The sequence below is a fragment of the Rhodanobacter sp. FW106-PBR-R2A-2-24 genome, from assembly GCF_058789615.1.
Genome location: NZ_JBYTBV010000002.1, coordinates 2,177,963 through 2,202,140, shown reverse-complemented (window position 1 = coordinate 2,202,140; position 24,178 = coordinate 2,177,963). Strand labels below are relative to the sequence as shown.

23 protein-coding genes and 1 tRNA gene are annotated in these 24,178 nt (G+C 70.3%); 12 read left to right on the top strand and 12 right to left on the bottom strand.

What is annotated here, in order from left to right; all coding sequences use genetic code 11:
• Positions 1 to 216: 216 nt before the first annotated feature.
• Positions 217 to 936 (bottom strand): 6-phosphogluconolactonase, encoded by a 720-nt coding sequence (gene pgl, locus AC3WQA_RS11215; RefSeq protein WP_492675134.1) that lies wholly within the window; start codon positions 934 to 936, stop codon positions 217 to 219.
• Positions 933 to 2,399, bottom strand: coding sequence for a glucose-6-phosphate dehydrogenase (gene zwf, locus AC3WQA_RS11210; RefSeq protein WP_492675133.1), 1,467 nt, complete (start codon positions 2,397 to 2,399; stop codon positions 933 to 935). Before zwf ends, pgl begins: the two co-directional genes overlap by 4 nt.
• A 211-nt stretch (positions 2,400 to 2,610) precedes the next feature.
• Between zwf and AC3WQA_RS11205 the strand changes: the two genes are divergently transcribed.
• From AC3WQA_RS11205 to nagA, 3 genes are all read left to right on the top strand, one after another.
• Complete coding sequence (locus AC3WQA_RS11205; protein ID WP_492675132.1) at positions 2,611 to 3,363, top strand: GntR family transcriptional regulator; 753 nt, start codon at positions 2,611 to 2,613, stop codon at positions 3,361 to 3,363.
• Between the two features lie 27 nt (positions 3,364 to 3,390).
• Positions 3,391 to 4,422: an SIS domain-containing protein gene (locus AC3WQA_RS11200; RefSeq protein ID WP_492675131.1), complete on the top strand. Its 1,032-nt coding sequence runs from the start codon at positions 3,391 to 3,393 to the stop codon at positions 4,420 to 4,422.
• Positions 4,423 to 4,623: 201 nt separating this feature from the next.
• Positions 4,624 to 5,772 carry an N-acetylglucosamine-6-phosphate deacetylase gene (gene nagA / locus AC3WQA_RS11195; protein WP_492675130.1) on the top strand — a complete coding sequence of 383 codons (1,149 nt, stop codon included), beginning with the start codon at positions 4,624 to 4,626 and terminating at the stop codon, positions 5,770 to 5,772.
• A 79-nt stretch (positions 5,773 to 5,851) separates the two neighbouring features.
• Here nagA and AC3WQA_RS11190 read toward each other — a convergent pair whose 3' ends face one another.
• Positions 5,852 to 6,385, bottom strand: coding sequence for an energy transducer TonB family protein (locus AC3WQA_RS11190; protein ID WP_492675129.1), 534 nt, complete (start codon positions 6,383 to 6,385; stop codon positions 5,852 to 5,854).
• A gap of 64 nt (positions 6,386 to 6,449) precedes the next feature.
• A complete protein-coding gene (locus tag AC3WQA_RS11185; protein WP_492675128.1) occupies positions 6,450 to 7,736 on the bottom strand; it encodes an acetyl-CoA C-acetyltransferase in 1,287 nt (428 codons plus the stop codon).
• Positions 7,737 to 7,849: 113 nt separating this feature from the next.
• Here AC3WQA_RS11185 and AC3WQA_RS11180 point away from each other — a divergent pair, with 113 nt between their 5' ends.
• Positions 7,850 to 8,992 (top strand): hypothetical protein, encoded by a 1,143-nt coding sequence (locus tag AC3WQA_RS11180; RefSeq protein WP_492675127.1) that lies wholly within the window; start codon positions 7,850 to 7,852, stop codon positions 8,990 to 8,992.
• A gap of 115 nt (positions 8,993 to 9,107) precedes the next feature.
• On the top strand, positions 9,108 to 11,585 hold the full coding sequence (locus AC3WQA_RS11175) for a sensor domain-containing protein (protein WP_492675126.1): 2,478 nt from the start codon (positions 9,108 to 9,110) through the stop codon (positions 11,583 to 11,585).
• Positions 11,586 to 11,726: 141 nt separating this feature from the next.
• Here the strand turns inward: AC3WQA_RS11175 and AC3WQA_RS11170 are convergent, their stop codons facing one another.
• On the bottom strand, positions 11,727 to 12,110 hold the full coding sequence (locus AC3WQA_RS11170) for a GNAT family N-acetyltransferase (RefSeq protein WP_492675125.1): 384 nt from the start codon (positions 12,108 to 12,110) through the stop codon (positions 11,727 to 11,729).
• Between the two features lie 842 nt (positions 12,111 to 12,952).
• Positions 12,953 to 13,029, bottom strand: a tRNA-Met gene (locus tag AC3WQA_RS11165).
• 176 nt (positions 13,030 to 13,205) lie between these two features.
• Between AC3WQA_RS11165 and AC3WQA_RS11160 the strand changes: the two genes are divergently transcribed.
• From AC3WQA_RS11160 to AC3WQA_RS11145, 4 genes are all read left to right on the top strand, one after another.
• A complete protein-coding gene (locus AC3WQA_RS11160) occupies positions 13,206 to 13,745 on the top strand; it encodes an RNA pyrophosphohydrolase (RefSeq protein ID WP_492675124.1) in 540 nt (179 codons plus the stop codon).
• Positions 13,746 to 13,887: 142 nt separating this feature from the next.
• Positions 13,888 to 14,262 carry an iron-sulfur cluster insertion protein ErpA gene (erpA, locus tag AC3WQA_RS11155; protein ID WP_492675123.1) on the top strand — a complete coding sequence of 125 codons (375 nt, stop codon included), beginning with the start codon at positions 13,888 to 13,890 and terminating at the stop codon, positions 14,260 to 14,262.
• 2 nt (positions 14,263 to 14,264) lie between these two features.
• Entirely contained in the window at positions 14,265 to 15,227 is a 963-nt protein-coding gene (gene nudC / locus AC3WQA_RS11150; RefSeq protein WP_492675122.1) for an NAD(+) diphosphatase, read from the top strand.
• 54 nt (positions 15,228 to 15,281) lie between these two features.
• Positions 15,282 to 16,151, top strand: a complete 870-nt coding sequence (locus AC3WQA_RS11145; RefSeq protein ID WP_492675121.1) for a beta-lactamase induction protein — start codon at positions 15,282 to 15,284, stop codon at positions 16,149 to 16,151.
• A 45-nt stretch (positions 16,152 to 16,196) separates the two neighbouring features.
• Here the strand turns inward: AC3WQA_RS11145 and AC3WQA_RS11140 are convergent, their stop codons facing one another.
• From AC3WQA_RS11140 to AC3WQA_RS11120, 5 genes are all read right to left on the bottom strand, one after another.
• Positions 16,197 to 18,071, bottom strand: a complete 1,875-nt coding sequence (locus tag AC3WQA_RS11140) for an MFS transporter (RefSeq protein ID WP_492675120.1) — start codon at positions 18,069 to 18,071, stop codon at positions 16,197 to 16,199.
• Positions 18,072 to 18,126: 55 nt separating this feature from the next.
• Entirely contained in the window at positions 18,127 to 19,074 is a 948-nt protein-coding gene (locus AC3WQA_RS11135) for a phosphatidate cytidylyltransferase (protein ID WP_492675119.1), read from the bottom strand.
• Positions 19,074 to 19,694, bottom strand: a complete 621-nt coding sequence (locus AC3WQA_RS11130) for a lysophospholipid acyltransferase family protein (RefSeq protein ID WP_492675118.1) — start codon at positions 19,692 to 19,694, stop codon at positions 19,074 to 19,076. Before AC3WQA_RS11130 ends, AC3WQA_RS11135 begins: the two co-directional genes overlap by 1 nt.
• Positions 19,695 to 19,739: 45 nt before the next feature.
• Positions 19,740 to 20,351, bottom strand: coding sequence for a CDP-alcohol phosphatidyltransferase family protein (locus AC3WQA_RS11125; protein ID WP_492675117.1), 612 nt, complete (start codon positions 20,349 to 20,351; stop codon positions 19,740 to 19,742).
• Between the two features lie 104 nt (positions 20,352 to 20,455).
• Positions 20,456 to 21,211 carry a Bax inhibitor-1/YccA family protein gene (locus AC3WQA_RS11120; protein ID WP_492675116.1) on the bottom strand — a complete coding sequence of 252 codons (756 nt, stop codon included), beginning with the start codon at positions 21,209 to 21,211 and terminating at the stop codon, positions 20,456 to 20,458.
• 99 nt (positions 21,212 to 21,310) lie between these two features.
• On the opposite strand from AC3WQA_RS11120, the gene AC3WQA_RS11115 reads away from it, so the two are divergent.
• Positions 21,311 to 21,526, top strand: a complete 216-nt coding sequence (locus AC3WQA_RS11115) for a hypervirulence associated TUDOR domain-containing protein (protein WP_492675115.1) — start codon at positions 21,311 to 21,313, stop codon at positions 21,524 to 21,526.
• Complete coding sequence (locus tag AC3WQA_RS11110) at positions 21,523 to 22,056, top strand: DUF488 domain-containing protein (protein WP_492675114.1); 534 nt, start codon at positions 21,523 to 21,525, stop codon at positions 22,054 to 22,056. Before AC3WQA_RS11115 ends, AC3WQA_RS11110 begins: the two co-directional genes overlap by 4 nt.
• A 60-nt stretch (positions 22,057 to 22,116) precedes the next feature.
• On the opposite strand, the gene AC3WQA_RS11105 is transcribed toward AC3WQA_RS11110, so the two are convergent.
• Complete coding sequence (locus tag AC3WQA_RS11105; RefSeq protein WP_492675113.1) at positions 22,117 to 23,100, bottom strand: helix-turn-helix transcriptional regulator; 984 nt, start codon at positions 23,098 to 23,100, stop codon at positions 22,117 to 22,119.
• Positions 23,101 to 23,210: 110 nt separating this feature from the next.
• Between AC3WQA_RS11105 and AC3WQA_RS11100 the strand changes: the two genes are divergently transcribed.
• Entirely contained in the window at positions 23,211 to 24,110 is a 900-nt protein-coding gene (locus AC3WQA_RS11100) for a hypothetical protein (protein ID WP_492675112.1), read from the top strand.
• Positions 24,111 to 24,178: the final 68 nt, after the last annotated feature.

The following is a 24,178-nucleotide window of genomic DNA, read 5'->3' as shown; positions in this document are numbered from 1 at the left end:
AGCCCGTTTGTGGCATCAAGCGCGGCGCTCTGGCTCTGAGGCCGTGGCTTGCTCGAGAAAAAGCAGAAGCCTGTACCTATGCCCTTCGCGGGCTGTCCTGCCCGCGAAAGGCTCGGCAAGTCCGGCTACGCCGGGCTTGCCTCCGTTGGGCAACGGCAAAGCCGTTGCCCAACGTGCGGCCATCCATGGCCGCGGAGCCCGTGACCGAGGTATCGGTCACGGGCTCCAGTAAACCGAGAGCGGCACCGCGTCCTGATGCACCACCGCCCACACCGGATAGTCCTTCGCACCGTCCAACCCCTGCCGCACATCCGCCAGCAGGTCGCGCTTGGCCTCGCCGCGCACCAGCAGGTACAGCGCGCGCGTGGCCAGCAGCACCGGCAGGGTGAGGGTGATGCGCGGCTCGCCGGCAGCGGGCGCATGCATCGGCAGCACCTGCGCCGTGCCCCGCGGATCGATGGCGGCGGCGAGATGGTCGCCGCCGGGGAAGAACGAGGCGGTGTGGCCGTCCTCACCCATGCCCAGCACCACCACGTCGAACGGCGATGGCAAGGCATCGATGCGCGCCGTGGCCTCGGCCAGGCCGGCTTCGGGCGTGGCGGCGCCGGTGTACAGCGGCACGAAGCGGGCGGCGGCGGCGGCGCCCTGCAACAGGGTTTCCTTGACCAGCTTCGCATTGGAACGGACGTCGGTATCCGGCACCCAGCGCTCGTCCACCAGGGTGACGACGACGCGCGTCCAGTCCAGCGATTGCCGCGCCAGCTGCGCGAAGAAGGCCTTTGGCGTGCTGCCGCCGGAGACCGCCAGCGCCGCCGTGCCGCGCGCCGCGATGCCCGCGCGCAGATCTTCGGCGACGCTCGCCGCCAGCGCCGTCGCCTGCGCCTGCGCCTCGGCATCGCGGAAGTCGTGCATGTCGAGGGCGGACGACGCGCTCATGCCTCGTCCTCGTGCCAGGTGCGGCCGTCGCGCTCGATCAGCGCCACCGCCGCGCTCGGCCCCCAGCTGCCCGACGCATAGGGGCGCGGCGGTTCACCACCGGCCTCCCACGCGGCGAGGATGGGATCGGCCCAGCGCCAGGCCGCTTCGACTTCATCGCGGCGCATGAACAGCGTGGGATTGCCGCGCACCACGTCCAGCAGCAGGCGTTCGTAGGCATCGGGCTGGGCCGCGCCGAAGGCCTCGGCAAAGCTCATGTCCAGCGGCACGTGGCGCAGGCGCAGGCCGCCGGGGCCGGGGTCCTTGATGGTGAGCCACAGCTTCACGCCTTCGTCCGGTTGCAGACGCAGCACCAGCCGGTTCTGCGCCAGCGTGCCGGCGCCCGCGCCGAAGATGGAGTGCGGCACCGGCTTGAACGCCACCACGATCTCGGAGACGCGCTCGGGCAAGCGCTTGCCGGTGCGCAGGTAGAACGGCACGCCGGCCCAGCGCCAGTTGGCGATCTCGACCTTCAGCGCCACGAAGGTTTCGGTGGCGGATTTCGCGCCGCCCAGTTCCTCGATGTAGCCCGGCACCGCCTGCCCTTCGGCCACGCCGGCGCGGTACTGCCCACGCACGGTGAGCTGGGCCACCTCCGCCCCCGTCAGCGGCTTGAGCGAGCGCAGCACCTTGAGCTTCTCGTCGCGCACGGCGTCGGGCGCCAGCGAGGCGGGCGCCTCCATCGCCACCATGCACAAGAGCTGCAGCAAGTGGTTCTGCACCATGTCGCGCATCGCGCCGGCGTGGTCGTAGTAGCCGGCGCGGCGGCCCAGGCCCAGCGTTTCGGCCACGGTGATCTGCACGTGGTCGATGTGGCTGGCGTTCCACAGCGGCTCGAACAGCGCGTTGCCGAAGCGCAGCGCCAGCAGGTTCTGCACCGTCTCCTTGCCGAGGTAGTGGTCGATGCGGAAGGTCTGCGCCTCGCCGAACACTTCGCCCACCGCGTCGTTGATGCGCCCCGCGCTGGCCAGATCCCGGCCGATGGGTTTCTCCAGCACCACGCGTGCGTGCTCGCCGTTCAGGCCGTGGCTGCCCAGGCGGCGGCAGATGTCCATGAACAGCTCGGGCGAGGTGCTGAGGTAGAACACGCGCACGCGCGGCGAGTCACCGCCGACCAGCGCGGCGAAATCCACCCAGCCCTCGTCCTTGCGCGCGTCCAGCGTGCGGTAGTGGACCAGGGCGAGGAAGGCGTCGAGCTTGCCGGCGGCGGCGCCCTTGGCGACCAGCGTCTCGCGCAGCTGGGCGCGATAGGCCGCGTCGTCCAGCACCTCGCGCGCCACGCCGACGATGCGGCTGTCGGCCGGAATCTGGCCGTCGGCGAATCGGTGGAACAACGCGGGCAGCAGCTTGCGCAGGGCGAGATCGCCGGTGCCGCCGAAGATCACCAGGTCGAAGCTGTCAACCGTGTACAGGGTAGCCGTCACGCAATCACCTCGAGGCAGGGATGGCTGGCCGTGGGTTGGCCGGCCCGTGCGACGACGATAGTACCAGTGAAATACCAGAGCAAGCAGACCACTGCATACGAATTCATTGCCGAGTTTTTCAGGCAATGATTCCAGCCAGTTTCATCTGAAACCATGAATTGGCCATCCAGACGACTTGCAAGCAATGGTTTGCTATTGGTATCTTCATGGCATGGAAACCACTCTCGCCCGCGAATACCGCCGGATCTGCCGCGACCCGGCCAACCACCAGCCGCTGGCCTACCTGCGCCTGCGCAGCGCGATCCGCAACGTGGTCGAGCAGCGCGCCATCGAGCCCGGCCAGGCGCTGCCCAGCGAACGCGACCTGTCGCAGACGCTCAAGCTGTCGCGGGTCACCGTGCGCAAGGCCATCGCCGGCCTGGTGGAGGAAGGCCTGCTCACCCAGCGCCACGGCGCCGGCACCTTCATCGCCGAGCGCATCGTCAAGCCGATGTCGCGCCTGTCCAGCTTCACCGAGGATCTGCGCGACCGCGGCCTGCATCCGCGCTCGGAGTTCTTCGAGCGCAGCGTGGGCGAGGTCACGCCAGAGGAAGCCATGGCGATGAACCTCTCGCCCGGCTCGCTGGTGGTGCGCCTGCACCGTGTGCGCTACGGCCAGAACGAGCCGCTCGCCATCGAGCGCAGCGTGGTGCCCGCCGCCATCCTGACCGACCCGATGCTGGTGCGCGACTCGCTGTACGAGGTGCTGGAATCGCTGGGCTGCCGTCCGAAGCGGGCGCTGCAGCGTCTGCGCGCGGTGTCGCTGGGCGCGCAGCACGCGCGCCTGCTGCACGTGGCCACCGGCAGCGCCGGGCTCAACATCGAACGGCGCAGCTTCCTCGACGATGGCCGCGTGGTGGAGTTCACCTGCTCCTGGTACCGCGGCGACATCTACGACTTCGTGGCCGAGCTGCACGCCGACTGACCCTCCCCGCCCCCGCCCGAGAAAACCATGCAAGCCAGCGACACCTTGATGTTCCGCGAGGCGCACGAATCCGCCGACGTGGTGGCGCGCCAGTTCGCCGCCAACGAGGCGGTGGTGAAGGCGCTGGCCGCCGAGCTCCGCGCGCAGCCGCCGCGTTTCATCGTCACCTGCGCGCGCGGCAGTTCCGACCACGCGGCCGCCTACGCCAAGTACGTGTTCGAAACCCAGCTCGGCATCGCGGTGACCTCGGCCTCGCCCTCGGTCACCTCGGTCTACGCGGCCCCGCAGCAGTGGCAGGGCGCGCTGTTCATCGCCATCTCGCAGTCCGGCAAGAGCCCCGATCTGGTGCGCACGGCGCAGGCCGCCAAGGCTGCCGGCGCGCGCGTGGTGGCGCTGGTGAACGTGGCGGATTCGCCGCTGGCCGGGCTCGCCGATACCGTGCTGCCGCTGCACGCCGGCCCCGAACGCAGCGTGGCCGCCACCAAGAGCTACCTCGCGGCGCTGGCCGCGATCCTGCAACTGGCCGCGCACTGGCATGGCGACGCCGGGCTGCTGGCCGCGCTGGACACCCTGCCCGATGCGCTGCGCGCCGGCTGGGGTGCGGACTGGTCGCCGCTGGTCGAGGTGCTCACGCCGGCCAACAACCTGTTCGTGCTCGGCCGTGGCTACGGCCTCGCCGCCGCACTGGAGGCGGCGCTGAAATTCAAGGAAACCTGCGGCCTGCACGCCGAGGCGTTCAGCGCCGCCGAGGTAAAGCACGGCCCGATGGCGCTGGTCGGCCCACACTTCCCGGTGCTGTGCTTCGCGCAGGAGGACGAGTCGCTGGCCAGCACGCTCGCGGTGGCCGACGAATTCCGTGCCCGCGGCGCCCACGTGCTGGTGGCCGCGCCGGGCAGGCAGGGCGCGGGTTGCCTGCCGCTGGCCGGCGGCCTGCCGGCGATCTGCACCCCGCTCATCGCCATCCAGAGCTTCTACCGCGCCGCCAGCGCGCTGGCGCTGCGACGCGGCTTCAATCCCGACGTGCCGCCGCATCTCAACAAGGTCACCGAAACCGTCTGACCGCGCGCGCGCCTGCCGCCGCGAGAGTGGCCCATGGATGGGCCACACGCTGGCCGTCCGCGCAGCGGGCGGCCAGCGGAGCCGCCGCCGGGCGGCGCCCGGCGACGGCGAGCCTGGCAAGGGCAGAAGCCCTTGCCAGGCATCGGTAACAGCTCTTGCTCTTCGCGGCACCGCAACCATCCATTGCCATCAGCCAGACCCATGCCCATCGCCCTCACCCATGCCCGCGTCCTCACCGCCCACGGCTGGCGCGACGACCTCGCCGTGCTGATCGAAGACGCGCGCATCGCCGCGCTGCTGCCGCACGGGCACGCGCTGGTGCGCGCGGCGGAGCCCGTCGATCTGCACGGCCAGACGCTGCTGCCCGGCTTCATCGACGTGCAGGTGAACGGCGGCGGCGGCGCGCTGTTCAACGCCGCGCCCACGGTGGACACCATCCGCACCATCGGCGCGGCGCATCGCCAGTTCGGCACCACCGGCTTCCTGCCCACCCTCATCAGCGACAGCGTGGCGGTGATGCGCGCCGCGTTGGCGGCGGTGGAGAAGGCCTTCGATGAAGGCGTGCCCGGCCTGCTCGGCGTGCACCTGGAAGGCCCGTGGCTGGCGCCCGCGCGCAAGGGCGTGCACGACCCCAAGTGGTTCCATGTGCCGGGCGAAGAGGAGTTGGCGATGATCTGCGCGCCGCATCGCGGCGTGCGCATGGTGACCCTGGCACCCGAACAGGTGCCGCATGCCATCATCGCGCGGCTGGCCGCCGCCGGCGTGATCGTCTGCGCCGGCCACACCGCCGCCGACCACGCCACCACACGCGCCGCGCTGGCCACCGGCGTGCGCGGCTTCACCCACCTGTTCAACGCGATGACGCCGCTGGGCAGCCGCGAACCCGGCGTAGTGGGCGCGGCGCTGGACGATCCCGGCAGCTGGTGCGGGATCATCGTCGACGGCCACCACGTGCACCCCGCCAGCCTGCGTGCCGCGATCGCCGCCAAGCCGCGCGGCAAGATGGTGCTGGTCACCGACGCCATGCCGCCGGTGGGCGCCGCCGACCCCAGCTACGTGCTGAACGGCGAAACCATCACCGCGCAGGACGGCATCTGCCGAACCGCGAACGGCGTGCTTGCCGGCTCCGCACTGGACATGGCGAGCGCCGTGCGCAACGCCGTGCACCTGCTCGACCTGCCGCTGGACGAAGCCGTGCGCATGGCCAGCGGCTACCCCGCCGACTTCCTCGGCCTCACCGCCAGCCATGGCCGCATCGCGGTGGGCTGCCGCGCCGACCTCGTCGCACTGGACGCCGTCGGCCGCGTGCAGCGCAGCTGGATCGGCGGAAGCCAGGAGCTTGGGCGGTAGAAACATTTGAGGCGGAAAGTTGCCCCTGCAGGGCGTGCTTTGCAGCCCGGATGGCTTCTGCCGCCCAAGCTCCTGGGCCCTACGGCGCCGCCTGTCCGCTGCCGCCGCTGTAGCGCATCGGCAGTTCGCCGCTGAAGCCGGCGGGGTGATCCGCCGGCACGGCGAAGCGCCAGCCGCGCACGCTGGCCAGCGCATGCGCATCGAGCACGGCGTCGCCGCTGGACTCGAGCACGCTCGCGTCGGTGACCTGGCCTTGGCCGTCGACGCTGACGTGCAGCAGCACGCGGCCATCGAGGTGGCCTTCGGCCTGCGACCACGGCAGCGGCGCCTCCGGCATCGCCAGCGGCTGCAGCACGGGCGGCGGTGCGGGCGCCTCATCCGGCGCACTCGCCACTGCCACTGCCGGCGCCAGATGGCGGCGGGCCACCAACGGCGCGCCATGTGCCGGGTGCGGCGCCAGCCGGCGCGCTTCGCCGACGCGCGGCACGAAGCCGGCCACGCGCTCGCTGGGCCCGGCCCAACCGGTGTTCATGTCGCTCAACCACCCGGTTCCCGCGCCGCCGACAAGCAGCGCGAGCAGACTCAGGGCCGTGGTGGTGCGCAGACGAAACATGGCGGAAGCTTATGCGCCGTGCAGGGCGAATCGGGACTGAACCCGACTGCCCCGCGAACCGGCTTCAGCGCTCCAGGATCGCGGTGACGCCCATGCCGCCGGCGGTGCAGATCGAGATCAGGCCGCGCCCTGCGCCCTTGCGCTCCAGCAGCTTGGCCAGCGTGGCGATGAGGCGCGCGCCGGTGGCGGCGAAGGGATGGCCCACGGCGAGACTGGAGCCGTGGACGTTGAGTTTCGCCGGGTCGATCGTGCCCAGCGGCGCGGCCAGCCCCAGCCGGCTCTGGCAGTAGTCCGCGCTCTCCCACGCACGCAGCGTGCACAGCACCTGGGCGGCGAAGGCCTCGTGGATCTCGTAGTAGTCGAAGTCCTGCAGGGTGAGCCCGTTGCGCTGCAGCAGCCGCGCCACCGCCACGGTGGGCGCCATCAGGAGGCCCTCGCCATGCACGAAATCCACCGCCGCCACCTCGGCGTCGCGCAGCCATGCCTGCACCGCCAGGCCGTGCCGCGCGGCCCAGTCCTCGCTGGCCAGCAGCGCCGCCGCCGCGCCGTCGGAAAGGCCGGTGGAATTGCCGGCGGTGAGCGTGCCCTGCCCCGAGGTCTTGTCGAAGGCGGGCTTGAGCGCGCCGAGTTTCTCCAGCGTGGAATCGGGACGCAGGAAGCCGTCGCGCTCCAGGCCGCGGAAGGGCACCACCAGGTCGGCGAAGAAGCCGGCTTCGTAAGCGGCGGCCAACTTTTGATGGCTGGCCAGCGCGAGCTCGTCCTGCGCCTGCCGGCTCACCTGCCACTGCCGCGCCATCTTCTCGCAGTGGTCGCCCATGGCCAGCCTGGTGCGCGGCTCGGCCACGCCGGGGAAGGAGGGTTTGAGTTCCTTGAACGAGAACCCGGCCAGCGCGGCTTTCGCCTTGTCCAGCGGCGTCTTGGCGCGGTTCATCGCCAGCAGGCGCTTGCGCAGCCGGGTGCCGTAGACGATGGGCACGTCGCTGGTGGTGTCGCTGCCCGCCGCGATGCCGGCCTCGATCTGGCCCACCGCGATCTTGTTGGCCACCACGATGGCGTTGTCCAGCGAGGTGCCGCAGGCGCGCGCGGTGGTGATGCCCGGTGTGGTGGGTGCCAGGCCGGAGGACAGCACCGCCTCGCGCGCGAGGTTCCAGTCGCTGGCGTGCTTGATGACGGCGCCCAGCGCCACCTCGCCCAGTTCCTCGCCGTGCAGGCCGAAGCGCTCCACCAGCGCGCCCAGCACCTTCACCGACATGCCGAAATTGCCCACGTCGGCGTACGCGCTGTTGTTGCGGCAGAACGGGATGCGCACGCCGCCGATCACGCCGACGCGCCGTTTTTGCGTGTTTTCCATGTTCGAACAAACCCTACGGTCGAGTACGCCAAGGCTAACTCGCCATGCTGCATCGCGGAAGCCCGGGAGGCTGAATGGTAGAATGGCCGCTCCCCAATGCCGGAACATCGCCCGTGGACACCCAAACGCTCGTCGCCCTGCCCTTGGTTCTGGCCATGGAGCCGGTCGCCGGCGAAGCGGCCGCGCGGCAGACCCTCACCCGCGACGAGGCGGCCGAGCTGGTCGAGCTGATCGCCGCCGACCTGCACGCGGTGGTGCCGCAGGTGGACGCCGCCCGGCTCGCGCTGGCCGGCGCGCTGTTCGACACGGTGGAATTGCTGCGCCCCGGCTTCCCGGTGTGGCACACCCTGGAAGACCTCGCCCGCCGCGTGCCGCGCGCGCACCTGAACCACGTGGTGGCCTTCGGCACACACGAAGGCCAGATGCCGGCACCCGCGCTGGAGCCCTCGCTGCTCTACGCCGAAGGCCCGATGCGCCTGCTGCCGCTGTTGCTGCTGGCGCCAGCCGAGCTGGCCGAGACGCTGTCCGCCGAGATCGAGGTGCAACTGGTGGGGCGCGGCGCCACCGGCAACGCCACCGCCGACTGGCTGATGCGCACGCTGGGCCTGCGCCTGGAGCACGCGCGCTACTTCAGCCGCGGCGACCTGATGGCGATGGTGAGCGTGCAGTACGAACACGCGAACCTCGCGCCGATGTGGCAACTGCTGGAGGCGGCCCTGCTCACCCCCGCGCGCGAGGAGGCGACGATGAGCCTGCGCGGCCTCGCGCTGCGCTACGCCCACGGTGAAGTGCTGGCGCAGCCGCCGGCCGCCTGGCTGGCCGCGCAAGACACGCCGGCCGACCCGCGTGCCCGCGCGCACGACTTCGCCGGCATCCTGTTCGAACTGCGGCAGTACATGGCCCTCCTGGGCGCGCACGGCGTGGCGTTGCGGCTGGACGCCGCCGAGGCCGCGCACGACGACGCCGGCTGGCTGCTGGAACCGCAGCTTGCCCCCGATCCGCAAGCCGCCACGCCCGAGCTGTACGCCCACGAGGCGCCGGGCCTGGGCGTGGTGGCGGTGAGCGTGGCCCAGCGCGGCGGCGATCCGGCGCCGCGCCTGCTCGCCCACGGCTATCCACTCACGCCGCGCGCACTGGGCGCCCTGCTGGAAACGCTGGCGACGCGCTACGGCTGCGCCGCCGAACTGCAGGCGCCCGGCCACGTGGTGCTGGACGGACAAGGCCGACTCGGCGTGCCGCCCGCACCGCTGCACTGACGGTCGCAGGCGGCGTATCCACGCCGCCTGTACGCCGCTTTCACGGCCTGTTGCGCCCCCCGCGGCGCATGCTTGGCGTCCACGGGACAACGTCCGCTGCGCCACAGGCCAAGCCATGTCCACGGTCATGCACACCCCCGATGGCGAATCGCCCCCCACCGGCGATCCGCGGGCACTGGCCGAACGCGTGCTCAAGGATGCACCGGCGCTGATCGCCTGCCTCGACACCGAGCTGCGCTTCCGTTACGCCAACCCCACGCTCGCGCGCTGGTTCGGCGTCGAGCCCGCACAAGCGCTGGGCCGGCGCATGCAGGACGTGCTCGACCAGCAAAGCTACCTCAGCGCGCGCGCCGCCCTGCTGCGCGCACTGGGCGGCGAGCCGGCGCACTACGAGGGCGAGCTGGCCAACAGCACCTCGCGCCATTACGTGCAAGGGCAATTCCAGCCACAGCGCGATGCTGCCGACCGGGTCGGCAGCGTGGTGGCGGTGTTCACCGACATCACCCGCCGCCACGCGCTGGAACTGCAACTGCGCGAGAGCGAGCAACGCTTCGCGCAAGCCTTCCAGCACGCCGCCATCGGCATGGCGCTGATCCACCCCGATGGCCAATACCTGCGCGTCAACGCCGCGCTGTGCGCCCTGCTCGGCTACAGCGAAACCGAACTGCTCGCGCGTGGCTGGCGCGACCTCACCCACCCGGCCGACATCCCCACCAGCGGCATCCTGGTGGAACAACTCGTCAACGGCAGCCGCGACGCCTGGCAGGCCGAGAAACGCTACATCCACCGCGACGGGCACCCGGTGCACGTGCAGCTCAGCGTGGCCTGCGTGCGCAACGAGGCCGGCCGGCTGCACTACATGGTCGCCATGGTGCAGGACATCAGCGAACGCCGCCGTTTCGAGGAGATGCTGCAGCACGAATGCCTGCTGGCCGAGGCCACGCTGAACTCCCTCGGCGACGCCGTGGTCACCACCGACCCGAGCCTGCACGTGACCTCGCTGAACCCCATCGCCGAGGCGATGACCGGCTGGAACAGCGGCGAGGCGCGCGGACGGCGCATGGACGAGATCCTCGACCTGCGCGACCCCGCCGCCGGCACGCCGGTGGACAACCCCCTGCGCGAAGCCCTGCGCCGCGACACCTTCGTCGGCCTGACCGGTACCCGCGCGCTGTGGCACCGCGACGGTTTCCGCACGCCGGTGGAGGAATCGGCCGCGCCCGTCCACGACCCCGCCGGCCGCGTGGTGGGCGGCGTGCTGGTCTGCCACGACGCCAGCACGGATCGCGCGCTCAACCTGCGCCTGATCCACCTGGGGCAACACGACGCACTGACCGGCCTGCCCAACCGCAACCGGCTGGTGTCGCAGCTGGAACAGACCGTGCAGCGCACCGCCCTGCAGGGCTCGCGTTGCGCGCTGCTGGCCATCGACATCGACAACTTCCGCCAGCTCAACGAGACATTGGGCTTCGAGGCCGGCGACCACGCCATGCGCACGCTGGCGCACGTGCTGCGCGAGTCGCTGCGCGATGGCGAAACCCTGTATCGCGTCCACAGCGATGAATTCGCCCTGCTGGTGCCGCAATTGGCCACCCCCGCCGACGCCGCACTGCGCGCCGTGGATCTGCTGCAACGCTGCGCCCGCGTGGTGCTGCCCGGCGCCGCTTCGCCGCACCTGAGCGCCAGCATCGGCCTGGGCGTATTCCCCGACGACGGCAACGACGCCGACATGCTGCAGCGACACGCCGGCATAGCCCTGCACGAAGCCATGGCCAGCGGTCGCGGCAGCTGGCGCCGCTACGACGCCTCGATGAGCGCGCGCAGCGCCAGCCGGCACCAGATCGAGAGCGCACTCGGCGAGGCACTGGCCCGCGACACGCTGTCGCTGTACTACCAGCCGATGGTCGACGCCGGCAGCGGCCGCATCGTCGGCGCCGAAGCCCTGCTGCGCTGGCGCGCCGAAGGCCGCGACGTATTCCTGCCCGACCAGTTCATCCCGGTGGCCGAAGACAGCGGCCTGATCGTGCCACTGGGCGCGTGGGCGCTGCGCCACGCCTGTGCGCAGGCACGCATCTGGCGCCTGCGCCAGCACCGCCTGCCGATCGCGGTGAACGTATCGCCGCTGCAACTGCAGCACGAGGGCTTCTATCCGCAACTGGACGCCCTGCTCACCGAATACGGCATCGCCCCCGGCGAGCTGGAACTGGAACTGACCGAGCGCAGCATGCTCGCCGGCGGCGACCCCACGCTGCGCCTGCTCCAGCGCATCCGCCGCCGCGGCGTGCGGCTGTCGCTGGACGACTTCGGCACCGGCTACTGCAGCCTCTCCTACCTGCGCCAGCTGCCCGCCGACAAGCTGAAGATCGATCGCAGCTTCGTGCGCGACCTCGCCGCCGACGCCAACACCGCCTCGATCACCCGCGCCATCATCGCGATGGCGCGCGACATCGACAAGGCCGTGATCGCCGAGGGCGTGGAAACCGCCACCCAGGCCGATTTCCTGCGCAGCGCCCACTGCGGCGAGCTGCAGGGCTATTTCTACGGCAGGCCGATGCCGGCGACCGCGCTGGAACAACAACTGGCGGCTTGCTGAAAACGCTCCGCCGGCGACCGCCCGACGGGCCATCCGCCGGGCAGCCGCACACGTGCATGATCGCCGACGCCGAACCCGGGCGCGGCGGCAAGACATGGGAAAGCACCACCTACCTGCCGCAGGCCACCGTGCAAGCCTCGGCTACGGCGCCTGTTCGTACATCGCGTAATGACTGGGCCGCATGCCCAGATCCGCATACGTCGCCTGCGCGCGCCGATTACCCTGCTCCACGTACAGCCGCACGCTGGTCACCTCCGCCGCACGCGCACGCCGCAGCACCTCGGCATGCAGCGCGCGGAACACGCCGCGCCGCCGCACCACCGGCTCCACGTACACGCTCTGCATCCACCAGTAGTCGCTGTTGTGCCAGTCGCTCCACTCGCAGGTCACCAGCAAACCACCGGACGGCACGCCGTCGCACTCGGCCACCAGGTAGAAACCGCGCTGCGGCTGCGCAAACACCCCGCGCACGCCGCGCTCCAGCACCGCCGGATCCAGCTCGCGGCCTTCCGTTTCGCGCGCCATCAAAGCATTCCAGCGACACAGATGGGCAAGGTCGGATAACGTGGCGAGACGGATGGCGGGCGGCATACCGGCGACTCGGTGAGAGCGGACAGGCATGGTAACCCGCGTGCGCCGGCACCGCAGGGAGCCCCGGTGGTGGCCGCAGCAGACGGCGCCTTTTCGCCGGCCTCAGCCGCGCCCCGGCCGGCGCAGGCGCTTGCGCGCGCCGCAGCGCACGCACTGCCACAACGGCAGCCGTACCGGCCGTGGCGCAGGCTTGGCAGGCGGCAGGCCGGGCTTGCCGGCGTCGCGCGGCGACCCGGACGCGAATCGGGAACTGTCATTGTCGAAAATGGGCACGAGCGGTGACCGGGCAATCAAGGCAGCCGCAGGTATAGCGCGCCGCCCGGCGGCCGGCACTGATCGGGATCAGCCGCTGGCGGGCGGCTACAGGAGCGTGAAGCACGATGACCCGGCGCCCCACGTAAGTACAAAGCGGGCGTCGCCTCGTCCATTCCGGTCAGAAACACATGGCGGGGTCGTCTGGCGCTGGACTTCAGGCTCCGCGTTGAGTTGCGAGCCTGCCACCGAGCCAGTGGTGAGGCTCGTAGATGGCGGCTTCGCTTCGATAGCGGGGCAGAATCGGAATTTTCCCTGGCGCCAAGCTTACCCAACCCGCCCATGCGCCAGACGAGCGCCGGAACCGTTCCCGCGCTTTTGCTCAAGCCCACGACGCCGGAAAGCGTCACAGAAACCGCCACAGCACCCGCTTGCGCCTCGCCGACGCGGGCGATCCGCAACGGCCAGCTTGGTTACGCAGAAGGGAAACCTCGGAAAACCACGAGGTGGTGGCCGCAAAGGCATGGTGGCTATGGGTGGACTCGAACCACCGACCCCAGCATTATGAGTGCTGTGCTCTAACCGGCTGAGCTACATAGCCATGGGGCGCCGCGCGCCCAGTAGCTGTGCACCGGCGGGGCGCGGCAGTTTAATGGCATCGCGGCACGGGTTCAAGTTGCCGTCGGCTTGCCGGGGCCGGGCGCGCATGGTTGAATCGGGCCATCGCCCTGCACGGTCGGCTTGTCATCCGCCGCGGCGGGGCCCGAGGATGACGAGATGATCGACGTCGATGGCTACCGTCCGAACGTGGGCATCGTGCTGCTGAACGCAGACGGGCGGCTGTTCTGGGCGCGCCGCATCAACCGCGATGGCTGGCAGTTCCCGCAGGGCGGCATGCGCAGCGACGAGACGCCGCTGGAGGCGATGTACCGCGAGCTGGAGGAGGAAACCGGCCTGCATGCGCGGCACGTCGAGGTGCTCGCCGTCACCCGCGGCTGGCTGCGTTACAAGCTGCCGCACCGCTACATTCGCCAGCACCAGCACCCCACCTGCATCGGCCAGAAGCAGGTGTGGTTCCTGCTCAAGTTGGTGAGCGACGAGAACGCGCTGCGGCTGGATGCGGGTGACAAGCCGGAGTTCGACATCTGGCGCTGGGTGGATTTCTGGTATCCGGCGGCGCACGTGGTGAACTTCAAGCGTGACGTGTACGAACGCGCGCTGCGCCATTTCGCGCCGCTGGTGGAAGGCATGTGCCGCGTGGAGCTGGGCAACGCTCCACCACGCGCCGCGCCGCCGCACGGCTGGCGGGCGGCCTGAACGGCGACGCCAAACCCGGACATGCACTGGGTTCGGCGGTTCGAAAATCGCCGGGAAGATGGTTTTCGGGTATCCCGGAACAGCCACGTGGGGGCGCGGTCGAAGTATGCTTGTGCCATCCATTCCCCGGTGTTGAATGTTCATGGATACCCTGCTCCCGCTCCCCGCCATGCCCGATTACCACAGCGGCGCGACGATGCTGTTCACCGAAAAGGCCGCGCACAAGGTGCGTGAGCTGATCGCGGAGGAGGGCAACGTCGCGCTGAAGCTGCGCGTGTACATCTCCGGCGGCGGCTGCTCGGGCTTCCAGTACGGCTTTACCTTCGACGAGGAACAAGCCGACGACGACTTCGCGCTGGAACGCGACGGCGTCACCCTGCTGTGCGATCCGTTGTCGCTGCAGTACCTCACCGGCGCCGAGATCGACTACAAGGAGAGCTTCGGCGGCTCGCAGTTCGTGATCCACAATCCGAACGCCAAGACCACCTGCGGCTGCGGCTCCTCGTTCTCCGCCTGACCATGGCCACATCGCCGCCGCTCAACACCTTCGCCGGATTGAGCCTCGTCCTCGACCGCATGGCCGAGTACCGCGACGACGCGGCCTGGCTGGCCACGCAGGCCGCCGCGCCAGGCACGCGCTACCTGCTGCTGGACGCCGAAGACCGCGCCTTCCTGCACGCCGACCGCGACGCGTTGCGCTGGCTGGATGGCGCCGAGCGCGCACGCCGGTGCGCCGACACGCCGGCCTGGCTGCTCGGCATCGCGGGCGGGCGAGCGCACTTCCTGCTGCCACTGGCCGAGGACACCGATGCCGCGGCGCTCGAGGACGCGCTGGCGGCACGACGCGCCAGCCTGCGCGCGGCGGGCCTGCTGCTCGCCCCCGACGAGGCCGGCCTGTTCGCCTACGCCAAGGGCCTGGCGCACTGGCAGCGCGAGACGCGGCATTGCACGCATTGCGGCGCGCCGGTCGCCATCGTCAGCGCCGGCCATCGCCTGCGCTGCACGAACGCCGCGTGCGGCCACATGCACTTTCCGCGCACCGACGCTGCGATCATCGTGCTGGTGGAACACGCCGGCCGCTGCCTGCTCGGTCGCCAGGCCAGCTGGCCGCCGGAGCGCTGGTCCACCCTGGCCGGTTTCGTCGAACCGGGCGAGGGGCTGGAGGACGCCGTGCGGCGCGAGGTGATGGAGGAGTCCGGCGTCACCGTCGACGCGGTGCACTACCACTCCTCGCAGCCCTGGCCGATGCCGGCCTCGCTGATGCTGGGCTTCACCGCCACAGCCAGCGAGCCAACCATCCACCCGCGCGACGGCGAGCTGGAGGAAGCCCGCTGGTTCGCCCCGCAGGAGATCGCCAGCGGCATCGCCGACGGCAGCTTCCTGCCCTCCACGCCGCTGTCGGTGTCCTATCGCCTGCTGGCCGATTGGCTGCAGGCACGCGCCGGCCTGTCGCTGGATGCACTGGTGGCGGCACGGCGCTGAAACCAGCGCGGCACATGCCTCGCATACAATGTGGCCATCCACTGGAGTTAGCGCATGGCCATCCGTCTGCTCGTCGCCCTGATCGCCCTCGGCCTGCTGCACTGGCAGCCGCGCCTTGCGCACTGGCGCGGCGACGCCGGCTTCCGCCGCTGGGTGAAGCAGCTGGGCGACACCAGCGGCGGAGGCCGCATCGCACTGGCGCTGCTGGTGCCGCTGGTGGCCTGCGCACTGGCGATCTGGCTGCTGGGCCACCTGCCCGTGGCCGATCTGCTGCAGCTGCTGCTGGCGCTGGCGGTGATCCTGTACAGCTTCGGCCCGCATGCCTTCGAGGCGGATCTGGCCGCCATCCTCCATGCACCCGACGGCGCCAGCCGCGAAGCCGCGGCGCAGGCGCTGGGCGAGGATGGCGAACGCGTGCCGTGGCGCGCGCCCGAGCTGGGCGAGGCCACCGCCTACGCCGCGCTGCGCCGGCGCTTCGGCGTGCTGTTCTGGTTTTTCCTGCTGGGCCCGGCGGGCGCCCTGCTGTACCGGCTGAGCCGGGCGCTGGGCCACGACGACAGCCTGCCGCTGGACGGCGAGGCGCGCGCCAGCGCGCGCCGCTTGGCCAACCTGCTGGACTGGGCGCCCGCGCAGCTCCTGGTGTTCACGCTGGCGCTGGTGGGGCACTGGGACGCGGTGATCGGCGCCTGGCAGCGCTGGCACGAACAAGCCCTGCCCAACGCCTGGCTGGCCGACGGCCCCGGCTTTCTCGGCGCCGCCTCGCGCGCGGACATCCAGTTCGACATCGACGGCGGCGAGGGCTACGCCGAGGAGCGCAGCGATGCGCTGGCCGAACTGCGCCGCCTGCGCGGCGCCCTGCTGCGCGCCCTGCTGGCCTGGCTCAGCGTGGTGGCGCTGATCGTGGTGGGCGGCTGGCTGCGCTGACACGGCGCGCGGTTCGGCGCCCGCCGCCAGGAACCGGAATGCCGGCTACGCCAGTTCGCCGCGCAGTTCGCGCACGCGGGTTTCCAGCGAGGCGGCGCTGACGCCGTCGGGCGGGCGCGGCGCATCCACCACCAGCTCCACGCGCGCGCGGAAGCGGCGCGGCAGGCGCATGCGGCGCATCGCCGAATCGCGCCGGCTCCACATGCTGCCCCACAGGCCGCGCAGCGCCATCGGCACCACCGGCACCGGACGCCGCGCGAGGATCTTCTCCACGCCGGGGCGGAACGGCGCCAGCGTGCCGTCGCGGGTCAGTGCGCCCTCGGGGAAGATGCACACCAGCTCGCCCTCGGCCAGTGCGGCGTCGATCGCGTCGTAGGCCGCCTGCAGCACGGCGGGGTCTTCCTTGTAGCCGGCGATCGGGATCGCCCGCGCGGTCTTGAACAGGAACTTCAGGAACGGGATGTTGAAGATCTTGTAGTACATCACGAAGCGCGCCGGCCGACGCAGGCTGGCCATCAGCAGCAGCGGGTCGACGAAGCTCACGTGGTTGCACACCAGCAGCGCGGCGCCCTCCTCCGGCACCTGCCGCAAGCCGTCCGCGCGCACGCGGTACAGCGTGCGCGTGATGAGCCAGGTGACGAAGCGCAGAATGAACTCCGGCACCAGGGTGAAGATGTAGGCCGCCACCAGCACGTTGAGCAGCGCGGCGACGAGGAAGATGTGCTCCGCATCCAGCCCCAGCGCGCCCAGGCCCAGGCCGAACCCCGCCGCGGCGACGATCAGCAGCGCGTTCATGATGTTGGTGCCGGCGACGATGCGCGAGAGCTTCCCGCGCGGCGCGCGCGCCTGCACGAAGGCGAACAGCGGCACCACGTAGAGGCTGGCGAAGACGCCGATCAGGGCGAGGTCGAGCACGATGCGCCAGTTGCCGGCGCCGCGCAGGAAGGCCAGCCAGTTCAGGTCGCGCACCGGCGATGCGCCATGGCGCGCGAAAAACAGATCCACGCCGAAGGCGGTGAGCCCGAACGCGCCCAGCGGCACCAGGCCGATCTCCACCCGCCTGCCGGAGAGCTTCTCGCAGGCCAGCGCACCCAGCCCGCTGCCGACGGTGAACAGGGTGAGCACCAGGGTGTAGACGGTATTGTCGCCGCCCAGCGTCTCGCGCGTGTAGATCGGCAGTTGCGCCACCAGCACCGTGCCGAAGAACCAGAACCAGGAGATGCCCAGCACCGCATTCCACACCGCGCGGTCGGCGTGGGTGATGCGCAGCACGCGCGCGGTTTCGGAGAAGGGATTCCAGCTGATCCTCAGTTCCGGCGCGGTGGCCGGCGCCGGCGGAATCGTGCGGCTGATGGCATACCCCACCACCGCCACCGTGATGGTGATGCCCCCGGCCAGCCATGGCCCGATGCCGCCCGCGCCCATCGCCGTGGTGCCCGCGATCATGCCCACCAGGATCGCCAGCTGCGTGCCCATCTCCACCAGGCCGTTGCCGCCCACCAGCTCGGCCGGCTTGAGCGCCTGCGGCAGGATCGCGTACTTGATCGGCCCGAACACGGTGGAATGCAGCCCCATCATGAACAGCACCACCAGCAGCAGGCTCACGTGGTGGGTGACGAAGCCCACCGCCGCCACCCCCATCGCGACGATCTCGAACAGCTTGACGAAGCGGATGATGCGCGTCTTCTCGAAACGCTCCGCCAGCTGCCCCGCCGTGGCCGAAAAAAAGAAGAACGGCAGGATGAACAGCGCTGGCGCAAGGCTGGTGTAGATCGAGGCCTGATGGTCGTCCAGTCCCAACTGGAAGGCCACCAGCACCAGCAGCGCATTGCGGAAGGCGTTGTCGTTGAACGCCGCCAGCGCTTGCGTCCAGAAAAACGGCGCGAAGCGGCGCTGGCCCAACAAGGCGAACTGGCTCATGCATATCCCCTGATGAAATACTGCCGGCAAGAGTAACTGGAAGGCCGTTCCCTGCTCACGTCAGGAAATATCGCGTCATGTGGAAGAACACCGGTGCGGCGAAACACACCGAGTCCAGCCGATCCAGCATGCCGCCATGGCCCTCGATCATGTGGCCCCAGTCCTTGATGCCACGGTCGCGCTTGATCGCCGACATCACCAGACCACCCAGAAAGCCCATCAGGTTGATGACCAGCGCCATGCCGAGCGCCCCGAGGAATGAAAACGGCGTGATCCACCACAACAGACCGCCCAGCAGGCTGGCCGAAGCCACCCCGCCGACGAAGCCCTCCACGGTCTTGGACGGCGACAGCGAAGGCGCTATCAGGTGCCTGCCGCACAGCTTGCCCCACACGTACTGCAACACGTCCGAGGACTGCACCACGATCACCAGGAAGGCGATCAGCAACAGCTGCCGGTGCTCGTAGCCGGGGATCTGCAACGTCAGCAGCGCCGGCACGTGCGAAATGCAGAACACGCTGATCATCAGCCCCCACTGCACCTTGGCCGCGCGCTCCAGGAAGCGCGTGGTGTCGCCGCCCGTGGCAGCCAGGATCGGCAGCAGCAGGAAGGCATAGACCGGAATGAAGATCGAGAACATGCCGTACCACGCAACGCCCACCAGCACGTACTGGAGCGGCAACACCAGGTAGAAGGCGGCCACCAGCGCCCAGTAATCGCCGCCACGCGTCGGCAGCAAGGTGATGAATTCGCGCAGCGCCAGCAGCGAAACCAGGAAGAACAGCGCCAGCACGCCGGGACGGCCAAACGCAAAGGCGACGCCGACCAGCGCCGCCATCACCCACCAGGCATTGATGCGCGCATTGAGGTTGTCCACCGTCGAGCGCCCGGCCGGCGAGGCGCGCCATGCCAGCACGCGCCCGATGAGCGTGGCGAGCAGCAGGACCGCACCGATGCCGGCGAACAACGCCATGGCCTGCGCGTGTGAGCTCAAGTGCGCCATCAGACGGCCTCCGGCGGTGCCAACGCGAGCAGCGCCGCGCGCGCACGCTCCAGGAAATCGTGCTTGTCCTCGCCATCGTCCAGCCGCAGCGGCAGGCCGAAACGCGCCGTGCACAGCAGCGGCAACGGAATCAGCCGTCCCTTGGGCATCACGCGGTTGAGGTTTTCCAGCCACACCGGCACCAGTTCCAGGTCGGCGCAGCGCGTCGCGAGGTGGTACAGGCCGCTCTTGAAAGGCAGCACGCCATCACCCGGATTGCGCGTGCCCTCGGGAAACAGGATCAGCGCGCTGCCCGCGTCGACCGCCGCCGCCATCGTGGCCACCGGATCCTCGGTGCGTTGCGCGGCATCGCGCTCCACCAGCACGCCCTTGAACACGCGGTGGATCAGGTAACGGCGCAGCGCGCCATGGCGCCAGTACTCCGCCGCCGCCACCGGACGCGCCTGCGCGCGCAGGCGCGGCGGCAGCGCCGACCAGATCAGCACGAAATCGCCGTGGCTGCTGTGGTTGCCGTAATACACCCGGCGTCCCGGCGCGAGCGGCTCGCTCCAGAACACGCGGCTGCCCGTAAGCAGGCGAATGAAACCGGTCAGCGACCGGGCCACCAACGGTTCAAGCATGCGTCCTCCATGGCCTGCGGGCAGCCGCCCGCCACGCCGTCGATGTCATGTCCCCAATTCACGCAAGGCCGCGCGCGCCCGGTTCAGCACCGTCAGCGCGCCCAAGAGGGCCAGCAGCCACACCAAGCCATCCTGCCAGCGCCCGCCCGGCACCCCCAGCGCCAGCAACAAGCCGACCACGCCGAACACCAGCGCGCGGTCGCTCTTGCCCAGCGGGCCGTCATAACGGCGCGAGGCGCCGATCTGCACGCCGATCACCCCGGTCATCTCGGTCAGCACGGCCAGCAGCACGCAGATGGCCAGCGGCCACAGCGAAAAACCCGGCGTCAGCGCGAGCGGCAGATACAACCCGGCATCGGCAACCACGTCGCCGAGTTCATTCAGCACCGCGCCCAGCTTCGAGGCCTGCCCATGCTCGCGCGCCAGCATGCCGTCGATCGCATTGAGCGCCATGCGCAGCAGCAGCCATAGCGGCAGCAACCCCCACACCCAACGATGCCCGCCGGCCGCGCCGCCGACGGCCAACCCCACCAGCAGCGATACCAGCATGGCCGCCACCGTCACCTGGTTGGCCCGGATACCCACCGTCGCCATGCGCCGCACCAGCGGCCGCAGCAGCGCCTGGAAGCGCGGCTTGAGGTCATACACACTGGGCATGAATCAGCTCCCTGTCGTACCGATGGCCGGCGCGATGCACCGGCCGTCTCCCTGGCGCGACGGCGCGTTCGCCATCGCTCCCCTGATGGATCGCCCCTGCCGCCTCAGTTGCGCGACTGCAGCTTGGACAGCAGGCGCAGCATTTCCAGGTACAGCCACACCAGGGTCACGGTGAGCGCGAAGGCGCCGTACCACTCCATGTACTTGGGCGCACCGGCGGCCACGCCCTGCTCGATCATGTCGAAGTCCAGCACCAGGTTCAGTGCGGCAATCACCACCACCAGCAGGCTGAAGGCGATGCCCAGGCCGCTGCTCGCGGTGATGAAACCGAAGGAGTGGCCGAAGAAGCCCATCACGAAGCTGGCCAGGTACACCAGCACGATGCTGCCGGTGGCGGCGACCACGCCGGCGCGGAACTTGTCGGTGACGCGCACCCAGCCGCTGCGGTAGGCCACCAGCAGCACCGCCATGGTGCCGAAGGTGAGTGCCACCGCCTGCATCACGATGCCGGGGTAGCGCAGCTCGAAGATCGCCGACACCGCGCCCACGAACACGCCCTCGACCAGCGCGTACAAGGGCGCGGTGACCGGCGCCCAGGTCTGCTTGAAGGCGGTGACGAGCGCCAGCACGAAGCCCACGAGAGCGCCACCCAGCGCCAGCGGCGCCATCGCCGGCAGGCTTTCCGCGCCGTGGAAGCGACTCCAGCTGAAGGCCGCTCCGATCACCACCAGCGCCAGCATCAGGCCGGTCTTGTTGACCGTGCCGTTGAAGCTCATGGCATTGGCGTCGCGTTGGAACACCGCGCCACTGGCGGCGTCGAGGAAGATGTTCTTGTTGAGTGCCGGATTGCCGCTTTGCATGTCGTACTCCCGTCAGATTGCGCCATCGTAGCGCCGTTTGCGGCCGCTGCACGCGCACGGTGCGAACATGCTGGCAACGCAACTCCATGGGACACCCGCATGCCCGCACAGTTCCACCTCGGCGACCACGTGCGCTGGAACTCCGAGGCCGGCTACGTCAGCGGCCACATCGTCAAGGTGCACACTGCCGACACGCTGTACAAGGGCCACCCGCGCCATTGCAGCCCGGCCGCGCCGCAGTACGAAATCAAGAGCGACAAGACCGACCACATCGCCATGCACAAGGGCACGGCGCTCACGAAGCTCGATCCGTGAGCGGCGGCGATCCGGCCACGGTCTGGACGATCGGTCACTCCACCCGCACGCTGGAGGCGTTCCTCGCCCTGCTGGCGGCGTATGGCATCGAGGCCATCGCCGACGTGCGCCACTTCCCCGGTTCGCGCCACATGCCGCAATTCGCACGCGAACGGCTTGAACCGGCGCTCGCCGCGCACGGCCTCGGCTATGCCTGGTTCGAGGCAGTGGGCGGACGCCGCCCCGCGCACCGGGATTCGCCCAACACGGCCTGGCGCAACGCCTCGTTCCGCGGTTACGCCGACTACATGTGTACGCCGGCCTTCGCCGACGGTTTCGACGCCCTGCTCGCCTATGGCGCGCGCCAGCGCACCGCCCTGATGTGCGCCGAGGCCGTGTGGTGGCGTTGCCATCGCTCGATGCTGGCCGACGCGATGAAGGTACGCGGCATCGAGGTCGTCCATATCCTCGACGCCAAGCACGCCAAGCTGCACCCCTACACCTCGGCCGCGCGTGTCGAGAACGGCCAGCTGAGCTATGCCGCCACGTAGGAGCCCGCTGGCGGGCGATGATGCCTTTCGCGAAGAACTCCATCGCCCGTCAGCGGGCCCCTACCGGGGGGGCGATTGATAGGCGCCGATGGCCAGTTGCAACTGGATTTTCATTTCCTCGCGCAGCGGCAGCGGCGCTACCACTTCGGCGTCGGCGCCGTATTTCAGCACGTCCATCAGCAGTTCTTTCGCGTTGGAATACGGCAGTTTCAGCTCGTAACGGCCATCGGCCAGCCAGCTGCCCTGCTGCTGCGAGTGCCAGTGCTCGTCGGCCACCCAGCGCGCGGCATGCGCGGAGAAGCGGATGGTGGCCCAGGCCTTGGGCGCGCCGGCGAAGATGCCGTAGCTGGAAGCCAGCGCCACATTCAACTCGGCCTCGGGCACGTCGCGCGCGGCTGTCTCCAGTGCCTGCGCATCGGCGATCCGATCCACCGCGAAACTGCGCAGCGCCTCGCGGTCGTGATCCCATACATCCAGATACCAGTTGTCGCGGTAATGGGTGAGCCGCTGCGGCGACACCGTGCGCCGGCTGTCGCTGCCGGTGGTGCGCGCGCGGTAGCGAAAACGCAGCTGGCGGCGCTCCAGCACCGCGCCGGCCACCACGCGAAACGCCTGCTGGTCGAGCTTGCGCGCGCCCCAGGGAATCACCCGGATGCGCTCGATCGGCAGCGCCTTGCCACTGGCATGGTCGGACAGCAGGTGTTCGATGCGCGACTTGAACGGCGCCAGCGCGCCGGAGAGCACGCCCGGGCCGCTGCGCCCGATCAGCTCGTTCAGCGCGAGCAGCGCGGCCAGCTCGTCGGAGGTGAGCCACAGGCCGGGCAGCTCGAAGCGCTCGCCCTCGCCCTGCTCGTAGCGGTACGCCACCGGTTCGCCGGCCACGCTTTCCACCGGCGCGCCCAGCGCATCGCGCAGGAAGCCGATGTCGCGATACAGCGTGGCGCGCGAGCACTCCAGCTCGTCCATCAGCTTGGGCAGGGGCACCGGGTAATGCGCCGACTTCAGCAGGCGGTGCAGAATGAGGATACGTTCGTAGCGGTCCATGGCAGGCTCGTGGATCAGGCTGCCGCAAGGATGGCACCGTTGCCTGCCTGCAAGCCAGCCGGCACGGCCTGTCGTAAGCTGTCGTCCCGTCTTCCCCGCCCGACCCGCCCATGCCCGCGATCAGCCCGTGGCCCGGCGACGCCCTCGCCGCGTCGCCGCCATCCTCCGGCAACCACTCCAGCCTGAACCGCGGCGAGGCACAGTTGCAGGTACTCGCCGCCGGCGGTTATGGCATCTGGATGTGGCTGGGGCTGTCCTTGCTGCTGGGACTGAATCCGCTGGGTCGCGATGGCACGCAGGCGCCACTGACGCTGGGTGCGCTCCTGATCGGCACCGGCTTGCTGCTGGCCTGCCTGCGCGTGCCGGGCCTGACCCGCTGGCACGGCTGGACGCTGCGCCTCAACCAGCGGCCCACGCGCGCTGCCACCCTGGCCATGGTGACCTGGTTGCCGGCCGTGGCCGTGGCCCTGCTGACCGACGGCGACTACAGCTTCTGGATCACCCGGCTGGCAGGTGCCGGGCTGATGGTGTGCAGCCTCGCCTGCGTGCTGCAAACCGCGCAGGACGACCGCGCCGACCTGCCGCCGACGCTGCTGCACCTCACCACCCTGTTGCCGGCCTGCCGCATCGCCACGGCGGCCTACACCGGCGGGCTATGGCTGTGGCTCAGCCTGCTGGTGCGCGGCGCGCCCAACGGCAACGGCGATCTCCTGTGGCGCCTGTTGCTGATCGTGCTGGCGCTGGGCCTGGGCCTGCTCGATGGCGGCCTGTGGCAGGCGCTGCGCGAGCCGGGCCTGCCCACCACCAGCCGCGATCCGCTGCTGCGCCGCCGCCTGGCCGCCGCCCTGCTCAGCTACGCCTTGCCCTGCACCGCCCTGCTGCTGGGCACGGCCGCCAGCAGTCTGCTGGTGGCCGTGCTCGCCGTACCCGGCTGCGTGCTGGGCCGCCTGCTCGACCGCGACCTGTACGTGGGAGCCCTGGCCGAGGCGCGGGCGGCCGGCGCCGGCTGAATCGTCACCAGCGGATGCGGCGTGGCCGGTATTCATCGGCAATTCAAGCCGCCGCGTTAAGGTGTGCT